This is a genomic window from Pimelobacter simplex (assembly GCF_024662235.1).
Classification (GTDB): Bacteria; Actinomycetota; Actinomycetes; order Propionibacteriales; family Nocardioidaceae; genus Nocardioides.
In genome coordinates this window covers 2,290,519-2,303,060 of the sequence record NZ_CP096276.1, presented here as the reverse complement: position 1 = coordinate 2,303,060, position 12,542 = coordinate 2,290,519, and the positions used below count along the sequence as shown (strand labels likewise).

Annotated in this window: 13 protein-coding genes; all 13 read left to right on the top strand. The window is 73.7% G+C overall.

Annotation, left to right across the window (positions count from 1 at the left end):
- Window position 1 precedes the first annotated feature (1 nt).
- The 13 genes from M0M48_RS11425 to M0M48_RS11365 all read left to right on the top strand — a co-directional run bounded on the left by M0M48_RS11425 (window position 2) and on the right by M0M48_RS11365 (window position 12,532).
- Complete coding sequence (locus tag M0M48_RS11425; RefSeq protein ID WP_257759326.1) at window positions 2-1,189, top strand: allantoate amidohydrolase; 1,188 nt, start codon at window positions 2-4, stop codon at window positions 1,187-1,189.
- Window positions 1,186-2,496, top strand: coding sequence for a formimidoylglutamate deiminase (locus tag M0M48_RS11420; protein ID WP_257751222.1), 1,311 nt, complete (start codon window positions 1,186-1,188; stop codon window positions 2,494-2,496). Before M0M48_RS11425 ends, M0M48_RS11420 begins: the two co-directional genes overlap by 4 nt.
- Entirely contained in the window at window positions 2,493-3,647 is a 1,155-nt protein-coding gene (hutI, locus tag M0M48_RS11415) for an imidazolonepropionase (protein ID WP_257751221.1), read from the top strand. Before M0M48_RS11420 ends, hutI begins: the two co-directional genes overlap by 4 nt.
- A 189-nt stretch (window positions 3,648-3,836) precedes the next feature.
- Window positions 3,837-4,400, top strand: a complete 564-nt coding sequence (locus tag M0M48_RS11410; RefSeq protein ID WP_215816165.1) for a DM13 domain-containing protein — start codon at window positions 3,837-3,839, stop codon at window positions 4,398-4,400.
- 4 nt (window positions 4,401-4,404) lie between these two features.
- Window positions 4,405-5,367, top strand: coding sequence for a DUF389 domain-containing protein (locus tag M0M48_RS11405; RefSeq protein ID WP_257751220.1), 963 nt, complete (start codon window positions 4,405-4,407; stop codon window positions 5,365-5,367).
- A gap of 23 nt (window positions 5,368-5,390) precedes the next feature.
- Window positions 5,391-5,918 carry a hypothetical protein gene (locus M0M48_RS11400; RefSeq protein ID WP_257751219.1) on the top strand — a complete coding sequence of 176 codons (528 nt, stop codon included), beginning with the start codon at window positions 5,391-5,393 and terminating at the stop codon, window positions 5,916-5,918.
- A gap of 49 nt (window positions 5,919-5,967) precedes the next feature.
- On the top strand, window positions 5,968-6,513 hold the full coding sequence (locus M0M48_RS11395; protein ID WP_257751218.1) for a DinB family protein: 546 nt from the start codon (window positions 5,968-5,970) through the stop codon (window positions 6,511-6,513).
- Entirely contained in the window at window positions 6,495-8,216 is a 1,722-nt protein-coding gene (locus tag M0M48_RS11390; RefSeq protein WP_257751217.1) for an amidohydrolase, read from the top strand. The genes M0M48_RS11395 and M0M48_RS11390 overlap by 19 nt, the downstream gene beginning before the upstream one ends.
- A 43-nt stretch (window positions 8,217-8,259) precedes the next feature.
- Window positions 8,260-8,454, top strand: coding sequence for a DUF3046 domain-containing protein (locus M0M48_RS11385; protein ID WP_215816170.1), 195 nt, complete (start codon window positions 8,260-8,262; stop codon window positions 8,452-8,454).
- Window positions 8,451-9,707 carry an MFS transporter gene (locus M0M48_RS11380; protein ID WP_257751216.1) on the top strand — a complete coding sequence of 419 codons (1,257 nt, stop codon included), beginning with the start codon at window positions 8,451-8,453 and terminating at the stop codon, window positions 9,705-9,707. Before M0M48_RS11385 ends, M0M48_RS11380 begins: the two co-directional genes overlap by 4 nt.
- A 191-nt stretch (window positions 9,708-9,898) precedes the next feature.
- Window positions 9,899-10,951, top strand: coding sequence for a recombinase RecA (gene recA / locus M0M48_RS11375; RefSeq protein ID WP_215816172.1), 1,053 nt, complete (start codon window positions 9,899-9,901; stop codon window positions 10,949-10,951).
- 497 nt (window positions 10,952-11,448) lie between these two features.
- Window positions 11,449-12,024 (top strand): regulatory protein RecX, encoded by a 576-nt coding sequence (locus M0M48_RS11370; protein ID WP_257751215.1) that lies wholly within the window; start codon window positions 11,449-11,451, stop codon window positions 12,022-12,024.
- Complete coding sequence (locus tag M0M48_RS11365; protein WP_215816174.1) at window positions 12,011-12,532, top strand: phosphoribosyltransferase; 522 nt, start codon at window positions 12,011-12,013, stop codon at window positions 12,530-12,532. The genes M0M48_RS11370 and M0M48_RS11365 overlap by 14 nt, the downstream gene beginning before the upstream one ends.
- The last annotated feature ends 10 nt before the right edge of the window (window positions 12,533-12,542 follow it).

Sequence of the window (12,542 nt, the reverse complement as noted above, 5' to 3'; positions counted from 1 at the left end):
CGTGACCCAGGTTGCCGACTTCGAGCAGATGTGGAGCGACCTCGCGCCCATCGGGCGCTCGGCGTCCTCCGGCGGCTACTTCCGCCAGCCGTGGCACTCCGCCGAGCTCGAGCTGCGGGCGTGGTTCCGCGAGGCCGCCACGGCCCGGGGGCTCGAGCTGCAGGAGGACCCGTTCGGCAACCTCGTCGCCTGGTGGGGGCCGGAGAGCGCCGACAAGGTGCTCACCGGCTCGCACCTCGACTCCGTCCTCGACGGCGGTGCGTACGACGGCCCGCTCGGTGTCGTCTCCTCCTTCGCCGCGCTCGACCTGATGCGCGAGCGCGGCGTGGAGCCCACCCGGCGGCTCGGCGTCTCCGCCTTCGTCGAGGAGGAGGGCTCGCGCTTCGGCCGGGCCTGCCTCGGCTCGCGCCTGGCCGTCGGCGCCACCACGTGGGCCGACGCGGCCGAGCTGACCGATCGCGACGGCGTCCGGCTCGGTGACGTCATCGAGGGCGGCACGTCGACGCTGCTCGACGGCGTCGCGACGTACGTCGAGCTCCACGTCGAGCAGGGCCGCGGCCTGATCGACCTCGACGCCCCGGTCGGCGTGCACAACGCCATCTGGCCCCACGGGCGCTACCGCTACGACATCGCCGGCCGGGCCGACCACGCGGGCACCACCCGCATGGAGGACCGCGCCGACCCGATGCTCACCTACGCGATGACCGCGCTCGCGGCCAACAAGCAGGCCCGGCTCTCCGGGCAGCGCGCGACCTTCGGCCGGATCGACGTCCGGCCCAACGGCACCAACGCCGTGCCCTCCCACGTCACCGCGTGGCTCGACGCCCGCGCCGAGTCCGACGACGCGCTGGCCGCGCTGGTGGCCGCCGTCGAGAAGCAGGCCCTGGAGCGCGCGGGCCGTGACGGCACGACCGTCACCGTGACGCCCGAGTCGGTCAGCGGCGAGGTCGCCTTCGACGTCGCCCTGCGCGACGAGCTCGCAGCGCTCCTCGGTGGGGTGCCGGTGCTGCCCACCCAGGCCGGTCACGACGCCGGGATCCTCCAGGACGCCGGCATCCCCACCGCCATGCTCTTCGTCCGCAACCCCTCGGGCGTCTCGCACTCGCCGTACGAGTCCGCCGAGACGGCCGACTGCCTGGCCGGCGTCGAGGCGCTGGCCGACGCGCTCACCGGCCTGGTCGGCCCATGACCGCCTACCTGCTGGAGCGGGCGTGGGTCGGCGGCCGGGTCCGCGACACCGTCCGGGTCGAGGTCGAGCACGGCCGGATCACCTCCGTCGAGCCCGACGCGACCCGCACCGGCGTCCCCCTGCGGGGACTGACCCTGCCGGGTCTCGCCAACACCCACAGCCATGCGTTCCACCGCGCGCTGCGCGGGCGTACCCAGACCGACCGGGGCACCTTCTGGACCTGGCGCGAGCAGATGTACGCCGTCGCCGGGCGCCTCGACCCCGACACCTACTACGAGCTGGCCAAGGCGACCTATGCCGAGATGGTCGCGGCGGGCTACACCTCGGTCGGTGAGTTCCACTACCTGCACCACCAGCCCGACGGGACGCCGTACGACGACGCCAACGCGATGGGCAGCGCCCTCCTCGCCGCGGCGCGCGACGCCGGCATCCGGATCACGCTGCTCGACACGCTCTACCTCTCCAGCGGCTTCGGCGCCGCGCCCGAGGGCGTCCAGCGCCGCTTCTCCGACGGCACCGCGGAGTCCTGGCACGAGCGCGTCTCCGCGCTCGCCCCGCTGACCGGCGCCGCCTCGCTGATCGGTGTCGCCGCCCACTCGGTGCGCGCCGTCCCCGCCGACGCGCTCGAGGCGTTCGCCCCCTACGTCGAAGACGGCGTACCGGTCCACGTGCACCTGTCCGAGCAGGTCAAGGAGAACGCCGACTGCGTCGCCGCCCACGGCGTCACGCCGACCCGGCTGCTCGCCGACCACGGTGTGCTCGGCCCGATGACGAGTGCCGTCCACGCCACGCACCTGACCGACGAGGACGTCCGGCTCCTGGGCGAGGCGCGCGCGTTCGCGTCGTTCTGCCCCACCACCGAGCGCGACCTGGGTGACGGCATCGGCCCGGCGCGGGCCCTGCAGGAGGCGGGTTCCGTGCTCACCCTCGGCTCCGACAGCCACGCGGTCATCGACGCCTTCGAGGAGATGCGCGCCGTCGAGATGGACGAGCGCCTCGCCACCCAGGCCCGCGGCCACTGGACCGCGGCTGAGCTGCTCGCCGCCGGCACCGCCGACGGCCACCGCAGCCTCGGCTTCGGCGACGCCGGCGAGATCGCCGTCGGCCAGCGCGCCGACCTCGTCACCATCGACCTCGCCTCGCCCCGCACCGCCGGGACCGGCCGGGACGAGCACACCGCCGTCTTCGCCGCCGGCGCCGCCGACGTCACGCACGTGATCGTCGACGGCGTGGTGGTCTTCGAGGGCGACCACGGCCAGGTCGGCCGGGCGCTCGACGACGTCATCGGAAGGATCTGGAACCCATGAGCCTGCTCATCACCAACATCAGCGAGCTCGTCACCAACGATCCCGCGGCCGACGCGGGCGACCTGCTCGGCGTCCGCACGGGCGCGGCCGTCGTCCTCAGCGACGGCGTGGTCTCGTGGGTCGGCGCCGCCGCCGACGCGCCCGCCGCCGACGAGGTCTTCGACGCCCAGGGCCGGGCCGTGCTGCCGGGCTTCGTCGACAGCCACAGCCACCTGGTGTTCGCGGGCGACCGCGCGCTGGAGTTCCAGGCCCGGATGGCGGGGGAGTCCTACGCCGCCGGCGGCATCCGCACCACCGTCGCCGCCACCCGCGCGGCCTCCGACGACCAGCTCGCGGCCGGCGTCGCGCGCCACGTCGCCGAGATGCGCCGCCAGGGCACGACCACGCTCGAGATCAAGTCCGGCTACGGACTCTCGGTCGAGGACGAGGCCCGCTCGCTCAAGGTCGCGCGCGAGTTCACCGACGAGACGACCTTCCTCGGCGCCCACGTCGTCGCCCCCGAGTACGCCGACGACCCCGCCGCCTACGTCGACCTCGTCACCGGCCCGATGCTCGACGCCGCCGCGCCCCACGCCCGCTGGATCGACGTCTTCTGCGAGCGCGGTGCCTTCGACGAGGACCAGGCCCGCACGATCCTCGCCGCCGGCGCCGCGGTCGGCCTCGAGGGCCGGCTGCACGCCAACCAGCTGGGCCAGGGCCCCGGCGTCCGGCTCGCCGCCGAGCTCGGCCTCACCGCCGTCGACCACTGCACCTACCTCAGCGACGACGACGTCCACGCGCTGCGCGACGCCGGAACCGTCGCGACGCTGCTGCCCGGCGTCGAGTTCAGCACCAAGCACCCCTACCCGTCGGGCCGCCGGCTCATCGACGCGGGCGTCACCGTCGCGATCGCGAGCGACTGCAACCCCGGCTCCTGCTACACGAGCTCGCTGCCGTTCTGCATCGCGCTCGCCGTCCGCGAGATGGGGATGACCCCCGCCGAGGCCGTCTGGGCCGCGACCGCCGGCGGCGCCGCCGCCCTCGGCCGTACCGACGTCGGCCGCGTCGTCCCGGGCGCGCGCGCCGACCTGCTGCTGCTCGACGCACCGACCCACGTGCACCTCGCCTACCGGCCCGGTGTCCCGCTGGTCTCGCGAACCTGGAGCGCCTGAGCCCCGGATCTGCCTAGGGCGCCTCTGCCAGGCCCGCGCCTGCTGCGCGGGCTTTGCGACTCGATCTGGCGGCGTTCTCGGAGACTCGACGGGCCTCCGGCCCGCCTTCGCTCCTCGGCCTTGCCAGATCGGCCGCAAACCCCGCTCGCGACGGCGCAGGCCTGGCAGACACGCCCTAGGGTGGGTCGCATGTCCCGGAAGCGTGCGACCTGGCTGACGATCGGCGGTGTGCTGGTCGTCGCCCTGGTGGCGGGCCTGGCGCTCTTCCAGCCCTGGCTGCTGTTCGTCGACAAGACGGCCGACGAGAGCGACGACCCCGCCGCCGTCGTCGGTACGGCGCCCGGCGGCATCGCCGACACCGACGTGCCCTCCGCGAGCGCCGGCACCAAGACCCGCGTCGTGCTGGCCACCGCCGACCTGATCGACGGTGAGCACGGCACCTCCGGTGTCGCGACGGTCTACCGCCGCAGCGACGGCACCCGCTACCTGCGCCTCGACGACCTCGACACCTCCAACGGACCCGACCTCCACGTCTGGCTCAGCGACCGGCCCAGCGGCGGCGACTGCGCCGGGTGCCGCGACTCGTGGGGCATCTACGACGACGGCGACTACGTGCGGCTCGGCGAGCTCAAGGGCAACCAGGGCAGCCAGAGCTACGAGATCCCCGCGTCGGCCGACCTGTCGGCCATGCGCTCGGTCGTCATCTGGTGCGACCGGTTCAACGTCGCGTTCGGCACCGCATCCCTAACCTGATCCCGTGCAGCACCTGCGGATCACCTCGCCCCGCGACCTGACGCCCGCCGTCCTCGACGCGCTCCGGGCCGACCCGGCCGTCACCAACCTCACCTGCGTGCGCGGCGCCGCGATCGTGCCCGAGGGCGACGTGGTCGAGGCGGACGTGCCCCGTGAGGCGGTCAACGACGTCGTCGACGCGCTGCGCGGGATCGGGGTGCCGCGCGAGGGCGCGATCCACGTCGTACCGGTGACGACCTGGCTCTCGCAGCCGGCCCTCGACGCCGAACGGCGTACGCCGGGGTCGTCGGCGGACGCGGTGGTCTGGGCCGATGTCACCCAGCGCGCGTACGACGAGTCCGAGCTCAACTGGACCTTCCTGACGTTCATGAGCCTGGCCACCCTCATAGCCAGCATCGCCATCGTCCTGGACTCGCAGATCCTCGTGATCGGCGCGATGGTGCTCGGCCCGGAGTTCGTCCCGATCGCGGCGCTCGGCCTCGCGCTCGTACGACGGCGCCCCTCGCTCCTGCGCTACACCGCCCGCTCGCTGCTGGTCGGCTTCGCCGTCGCGATCGCGTTCGCCACCCTCGCCGCGCTGGTGGCCCGGGCGCTCGGCTGGGTGACGCTCGACCAGGTCACCGCGCCGCGTCCGGCGACGGCGTTCATCTACACCCCCGACAAGTGGTCGTTCATCGTCGCGGTGGTCGCCGCTGCGGCCGGCGCCCTCTCGCTCACGTCGGCCAAGGTAGGCGGGCTCTCGGGCGTGTTCATCTCGGTGACGACGATCCCGGCGGCCGGCAATGTCGCGCTGGGACTGGCGTTCGGCGTCCCCGACGAGGTGCGCGGCAGCCTGCTCCAGCTCCTCCTCAACATCTCGGGCATGGCGGTCGCGGGCTGGCTGACGCTCGCCTTCCAGCAGGCCGTGTGGAGCCGGATGTCCGCACGACGCGCGCTGCTCGCGGCCAAGATCCGCCGGCACGACTGAGTCCTCCGGCTACCGTGCGGGGCATGGACCTGTCCGACGACCACGCCCAGGGCACCATGCCGAGCGCGCGCCGCGACCGCTCGGTCGTGGTCGATGGGTGGTTCGCCAGCCATGCCGACGCCGGTACGCCCGGGCCTCACCTGCGGCTGCGCGCCTCCGACTTCGAGGAGCTCGTCATCCGCACCGACCAGGTGCCGATGCTGTGCGCGCTGCTCACCGCGGTCGCCGGCCGGATCGACGCCCAGTGGGCCGTCGACGGCGAGCAGTACGCCGACGAGGTGGTCCGCCAGGCGCCCGACCCCCAGGACCCCGCGGTGGAGCGGGCCGCGGCCCTCGATCGGCTGAGGTTCGCGGCCGCGGTCGGCGACCGGGCCGACGAGGTCCTCGCGCTGGTCCGGGGCGCCGACAGCACCGACGAGGCCGTCGACGCCGTGGCCGCGCTGCTCGACGTCGACCCGGTGCAGGTGCTGGTCCGGCTCGCCCGCTTCAACCTGCTCGGGCTGACCCGTCCGGCCACCGAGCGGCGCTGGCAGTTGATCGATGGCGAATGACCGGATCACCGCTCGCAGGGCGCCCTCTCGCGCCGCGAGGATGGGCGTCATGACGAGCGAGCACGCCACGATCGAGCCCGACACCAAGGACTGGACCTGGGTCCTCGACCGCCCCTGCCCCGAGTGCGGCTTCGCCTCCGCCGCGGTCGACCGGGCCGCGCTCGGCGCCGAGATCCGCGACAACGCGGCGTTCTGGGCCTCGGCACTGGCCGATCCCCGAGCCGCCGAGCGCCCCGCGCCGGACGTCTGGTCGCCGGCCGAGTACGGCTGCCACGTGCGCGACGTCAACCGGGTCTTCGCGCTCCGGGTCGAGCAGCTCCTCGCCGAGGACGACCCCCAGTTCGCCAACTGGGACCAGGACGAGACCGCCCGCACCGAGCGGTACGACGAGCAGGCGCCCGCCGCCGTCCTCCCGGACCTCGTCGCCGCGGCCGAGCTCGCCGCCGGCTGGTACGACCGGGTCGGCGACGACCAGTGGGCGCGCCCCGGCCGGCGCAGCAACGGCAGCGTGTTCACCGTCGAGACGCTGGGCCGCTACCACCTCCACGACCTCGTCCACCACCGCTGGGACGTGCGGTGGCTCGACCTCGGCTAGGCCGCGTCCGCCGCCCGACCGCCAGCGCCGCCGCGGTGCTGGCGCTGGTGCTCCTCGCGACCCTCCTGGTCGCCTGCTCCAGCGGCGGCGACGCGCCCGCCGCGGCGGTGACACTCGTGGTCGGCGGCCGGATCTGGACCGCCGACGCCAAGCAGCCGTGGGCCGACGCCCTCGCCTACGACGACGAGGGCGTGATCCTCGCCGTCGGGACCGAGGACGAGGTCTCCCGCCAGGTCGGTGAGGCCGACGAGGTGGTCGAGCTCGACGGCGAGCTGGTGCTGCCGGGCTTCCAGGACGCGCACGTCCACGTGCCGGAGGCGGGGATCAACGAGAACCTCTGCCTCCTGCCGCCCGGGCGCGACCTCGCAACCTACGTGAGGCTCGTGGCCGACTGCGCCGCCGACGTGCCCGAGGGCCAGTGGGTCCGCGCGGCCGGTGCCTCGCTGTTCGGCCTGCGCGGCACCACGCCGACACCCCTCGCCGCCCTCGACGCCGCCGTCCCGGACCACCCGGTCGTGGTGCTCGACGACCTCGGTCATGCCGCGTGGGGCAACACCGCGGGCCTGACGGCTGCCGGGATCACCGCGTCCACGCCGGACCCCCAGGGCGGCATCGTGGCCCGCGACCGCCGTACCGGCGAGCTCACCGGGCTGCTGCTCGAGGACGCCCAGCAACCGCTGCGCAACGCCTCCGCCCCGAGCCCCGACGAGGTCGACGCCGGGCTGCGCGTCGCGATGGACGAGCTCGCCCGCAACGGCGTCACGACCGTCAGCGACGTCGGCGGCTACTGGCAGCAGGGGCACACCGAGGCCTGGCTGCGCGCCGCCGCGGCCGACGAGCTCACGGTCCGTGCCGTCAATGCGCTCTACGTCTACCCGTCGCTCGACCTGGAGGACCAGCTCGCCGAGCTCGGCTCGCGGTTCCGCGACGATCCCGACGACCTGCTCCAGATCGACACCGCCAAGATCTACGTCGACGGCATCCTCGACCTCGGCACGGCCCAGCTGCTCGCGCCCTACGACGACCCGCCGGACCCGCGCTTCCCCCGTGGCTTCGGCTACTTCGCCGAGGAGCAGCTCACGTCGTACGTCGCGCGGCTGCACGCGATGGGCTTCCGGATCAGCTTCCACGTGATCGGCGACGCCGCGGTCCGGCGGGCGCTCGACGCCGTGGCGGCCATCCCGGCCGACCGGGCCGAGGTCGCCGGACGGCACCACCGGCTCACCCACACCTATCTCGTGGATCCGGCCGACGTGCCGCGGTTCGCCGAGCTGGGTGTGGTCGCGGACTTCCAGGTGGGGGAGGAGTCGACCGACCTGGCCTACCTCGACGACCTCAGCGAGATCATCGGCGACCGCGCCTACGACCTGATCCCCGTCGACACCCTCGCCGACAGCGGCGCCCTGACCATCCTGTCGAGCGACTGGGACGCGGACCTGCTCAGCCCGCTCGGCATCATCAGCCGGGCGCTCACCCGCGAGGCCCACCCCCTGCCCGACGCCGAGACCGCCGCCCGGATGCTGACCATCGACGCGGCCACCGCCCTCGGCATGGGCGACCGGACCGGCTCGCTGGAGGCCGGCAAGAAGGCCGACTTCGTCGTGCTCAGCGACGACATCTTCACGCTCGACCCGGCCGAGATCGCCGACGTCGAGGTGCTCTCGACCACCGTCGACGGGGTCGAGGTCTTCCGTGCGGACTGACACCGGCGCGAGGGCGGGTTCGCTGCTGGTGGATCATGGCCGGGTGAGGCACACCGAGTTCTGGGCGCGGATGAACCAGCACCTGGGGGAGAGCTATGCCCCCGCCTGGGCCGACCAGATGGTGATCGGGGCGCTGGAGCACCGGACCGTGCGCGAGGCGCTCGACGCCGGCGTGCCCCCCAAGGAGGTCTGGCGCGCGGTGTGGGAGATCCTCGGCCTGCCCGCGAGCGAGAGGTGAGCGCCGCGGCACAGCGCCGTACCGTCCGGGTCCTGGTGCTGACCCAGGCCGTCGGCGCGGTCGGCATCACCATCGGCATCGCGACCGCCTCGCTGCTGGCCCGCGACCTGTCCGGGTCCGAGGCGCTCTCGGGGCTCGCGCAGACCGCGCAGGTGCTCGGGGCGGCGGTGATCTCGTTCCTGCTCGCGCCGCTCATGGCCCGGCGCGGGCGCCGTACGGGACTGATGACGGGGTACGTCGTCGGCGCCGCCGGCGGCCTCACCGCCGTGCTCGCGGGCGTCGTGGGCTCGATGGCGCTGCTCCTGGTCGGCGCGATGCTGCTGGGCGCGGCGACCTCGGCCAACAACGCCGCGCGGTACGCCGCCACCGACCTCGCCACCGACGAGAACCGTGCGCGCTCGCTCTCGCTCGTCGTGTGGGCGACCACGGTCGGCGCCGTCGCCGGGCCGAACCTCACCGGACCCGCCGGCGCGCTCGCCGACGGCATCGGGATCCCCGAGCTGACCGGGCCCTTCGCGATCGGCGCCATCGGCATGCTCGTCGCCGCGGTGGTCGTCGGCGTGCTGCTGCGCCCCGACCCGCTCCTGCTCGCGCAGGAGGCGGCCGGTGCCCGGGAGCCGGGTGCCCGCACGGGGACGGGGATCGTGCGCACGGGCTCGTCGTGGAGCCGCACCCGGGACGTCGTACGGGAGCGGCCGGTGCTGGGCTTCGCCATCGTCGGCCTGGCCCTGACCCACGCCACGATGATCGGCGTGATGACCATGACGCCGCTGCACATGGAGCACGGCGGCTCGGGGCTCGAGGTGATCGGGCTCGTGATCAGCGTCCACGTGCTCGGCATGTTCGCGTTCTCGCCCCTCGTCGGCATGCTCGCCGACCGGATCGGCCGGCCGCAGGTGCTCGGCGCCGGGGGAGTCGTGCTCCTCGTCGCGCTGGTGCTGTGCGCGTCGTCGCCCTCGGGGATGTCGTGGCAGGTGACCGCCGGGCTCTTCCTGCTCGGCCTCGGCTGGTCGCTGTCGATGGTCTCCGCCTCGACCATGGTCGCCGAGCACACGCCCATCGCGGTGCGTACCGACGTCCAGGGCACCTCCGACCTGGTCATGGGTCTCACCGCCGCCGGCGGGGGTGCCCTGGCCGGCCTGGTCGTCGCGCTCGGCGACTACCCGATGCTCGCGCTCCTGAGCCTGGTGCTCGTCGTCGGCGTGCTCGGCTGCGCCGTCCGGGCGGCGTCCCCGACACGCCGGACCGCCTAGCGCGACTTCGAACAGGTGTTCGGCTAGTGTCGGACCCACGACGGCGGGCGGAAACGTCCACCCACCGTCCACAGGTACGACGCTCACCCGAGTTCGTCCACAACGACGACACGACTGATCAGGTTGTGTCGGGCCCTCGTCGTAGCGTCGCCGACGTACCTGGCTCACCACGAACCCTAAGGATGAACACCATGGCTGGAGACGACCGCCAGAAGGCCCTCGACGCCGCGCTTCTCAACATCGAGAAGTCCTACGGCAAGGGCTCCGTGATGCGACTCGGTGACGACTCGCGCGCCCCCCTCGACGTGATCCCGACCGGAGCGATCTCCCTCGACGTCGCCCTCGGCATCGGTGGACTTCCCCGCGGCCGGGTCGTGGAGATCTACGGCCCCGAGTCCAGCGGTAAGACGACCGTCGCGCTCCACGCCGTGGCCAGCGCCCAGGCCGCCGGCGGCATCGTGGCCTTCATCGACGCCGAGCACGCGCTCGACCCCGACTACGCCAAGGCCCTCGGCGTCGACACCGACGCCCTCCTGGTCTCCCAGCCCGACTCCGGTGAGCAGGCCCTCGAGATCGCCGACATGCTCATCCGCTCCGGCGCCCTCGACCTCATCGTCATCGACTCCGTCGCCGCGCTCGTGCCCCGCGCCGAGATCGAGGGCGAGATGGGTGACAGCCACGTCGGTCTCCAGGCCCGCCTGATGAGCCAGGCCCTGCGCAAGATGACCGGTGCCCTCAACCAGTCCAAGACGACCGCCATCTTCATCAACCAGCTGCGCGAGAAGATCGGCGTCATGTTCGGCTCGCCCGAGACCACCACCGGTGGCCGCGCGCTGAAGTTCTACTCCTCCGTGCGCCTCGACGTCCGCCGGATCGAGACCCTCAAGGACGGCACCGACATGGTCGGCAACCGGACCCGGGTCAAGGTCGTCAAGAACAAGGTCGCCCCGCCGTTCAAGCAGGCCGAGTTCGACATCATGTACGGCAAGGGCATCTCCCGCGAGGGTGGTCTCATCGACGTCGGCGTCGAGGCGGGCCTCGTCCGCAAGGCCGGCGCCTGGTACACCTACGAGGGCGACCAGCTCGGCCAGGGCAAGGAGAACGCCCGCACCTTCCTCAAGGACAACCCCGACCTGGCCAACGAGCTGGAGAAGAAGATCCTCGAGAAGCTCGGCGTCACCCCCACCGTCGACGGCGACTTCACCGACCTCTCCGACGAGCCGATCGGCGTCGACTCGTTCTGAGTGGGATGGGCCGAGCGTGTCGTCGCTTCGCTCCGCCACGCTGCCGGCCTCGCTGTCGAGGTCGGCAGGGCGTGAGGTTGCTCGGCGGCCCTCGGTCGGCGCGGCGGTAGCCACCGCCGGCCTCGGCTCCGGTCGCTCGTGCCTCGCTCCCTGCGCCTCGGCGGCGGCGTTCCCGCCGCTGCCTCGCGGTGGGTGCCTGCGGGGCGAACGGCCGGGGCGGGCACCGCGGTGCGGTGCGGTCGGCGCGCCCCGATCCTGCACCCGCGCCACCCCCGCCCGCCGGACCACGTCCGGCCGGCCCCCGTACGCGGCGGGGAACCGCTGTGCCCGAGGCCGCCTCCTCGCGCTCCGCGGCCCGCTCCGCCTGTCCCACGGCCGGCGGAGCGGGGACCCCGCCGCTCAGCACCAGCCCGCGCTTGACGCCCGCCTGATGCCCGACCTGACGCCTGACGCCCGACCTGACGCCCGACGCCCGAGCCTGACCGGACGGTGACCCGATGAGCTCCTTCCGCCCCCGCACCCCCATCGACCGCACCGCCGAGCCGCCCGACGAGGACGAGCCCGGCTGGACCGAGGACGCCGATCCGGAGTCCGTGGCCCGCAAGATCCTGCTCGACCAGCTCAGCATCAAGGCGCGCAGCCGCCGCGAGCTCGAGGACCGGCTGGCGCGGCGCAAGGTGCCCGAGGAGGTCGCGAGCCGGCTGCTCGACCGGTTCGAGGAGGTCGGGCTGGTCGACGACGAGGCGTTCGCGCGGGCCTGGGTCGAGGGGCGGCGGCGCAGCCGCGGCCTGGCCCGGACGGCACTCGCCGTCGAGCTGCGGCGCAAGGGGATCGCCGACGAGACGGCCCGTGAGGTGCTCGACGAGGTCGAGCCGGGGGCCGAGGAGGAGGCGGCGCGGGCCCTGGTCCGCAAGAAGCTGCGCACCATGCGCGGGCTCGAGGAGCAGGTGGCTGCCCGCCGGCTGGTGGGCATGCTCGCCCGCAAGGGCTACGGCGCCGGGCTGGCCCACGCGGTCGTGCGGAGTGAGCTCGGCGCGGTGGCCGGTGCAGAATGGTCCGGTGACGACGACTGACGCCGAGCCGACGCCGGCCCCCGAGCGCGAGATCCTGACCTACGACCTCTTCGGCACCGCCGTCCGGGACCTGGCCCAGCAGGTCGTCGACGACGGCTTCGAGCCGGACATCGTCCTCGCCATCGCCCGCGGCGGGCTCGGCCTCGCGATGGGCCTGGGCTACGCCCTGGACGTCAAGAACCTCTCGGCGGTCAACGTCGAGTTCTACACCGGTGTCAACGAGCGCCTCGACGTGCCGATGATGCTGCCGCCGACGCCGGCCGCGATCGACCTGACCGGCATGAAGGTGCTCATCGCCGACGACGTGGCCGACACCGGCAAGACGCTCGAGGTGGTCCGCGACTTCTTCGTCGACCACGTGGCCGAGGCGCGGACCGCGGTGATCTACGAGAAGCCGTGGACGGTGATCCGGCCCGAGTACGTCTGGCGCCGGACCGAGGGCTGGATCGATTTCCCGTGGTCCTCGACGCCGCCGCTGGTCGACCGCCGCGGCGGCCAGGCGCACTGATCGATCCGCG

Coding starts and splice junctions, on each gene's coding strand:
- M0M48_RS11420 (WP_257751222.1), top strand. CDS start 1,186: ATGACCGCCTACCTGCTGGAGCGGGCGTGGGTCGGCGGCCGGGTCCGC.
- hutI (WP_257751221.1), top strand. CDS start 2,493: ATGAGCCTGCTCATCACCAACATCAGCGAGCTCGTCACCAACGATCCC.
- recA (WP_215816172.1), top strand. CDS start 9,899: ATGGCTGGAGACGACCGCCAGAAGGCCCTCGACGCCGCGCTTCTCAAC.
- M0M48_RS11370 (WP_257751215.1), top strand. CDS start 11,449: ATGAGCTCCTTCCGCCCCCGCACCCCCATCGACCGCACCGCCGAGCCG.
- M0M48_RS11395 (WP_257751218.1), top strand. CDS start 5,968: ATGACGAGCGAGCACGCCACGATCGAGCCCGACACCAAGGACTGGACC.
- M0M48_RS11410 (WP_215816165.1), top strand. CDS start 3,837: ATGTCCCGGAAGCGTGCGACCTGGCTGACGATCGGCGGTGTGCTGGTC.
- M0M48_RS11400 (WP_257751219.1), top strand. CDS start 5,391: ATGGACCTGTCCGACGACCACGCCCAGGGCACCATGCCGAGCGCGCGC.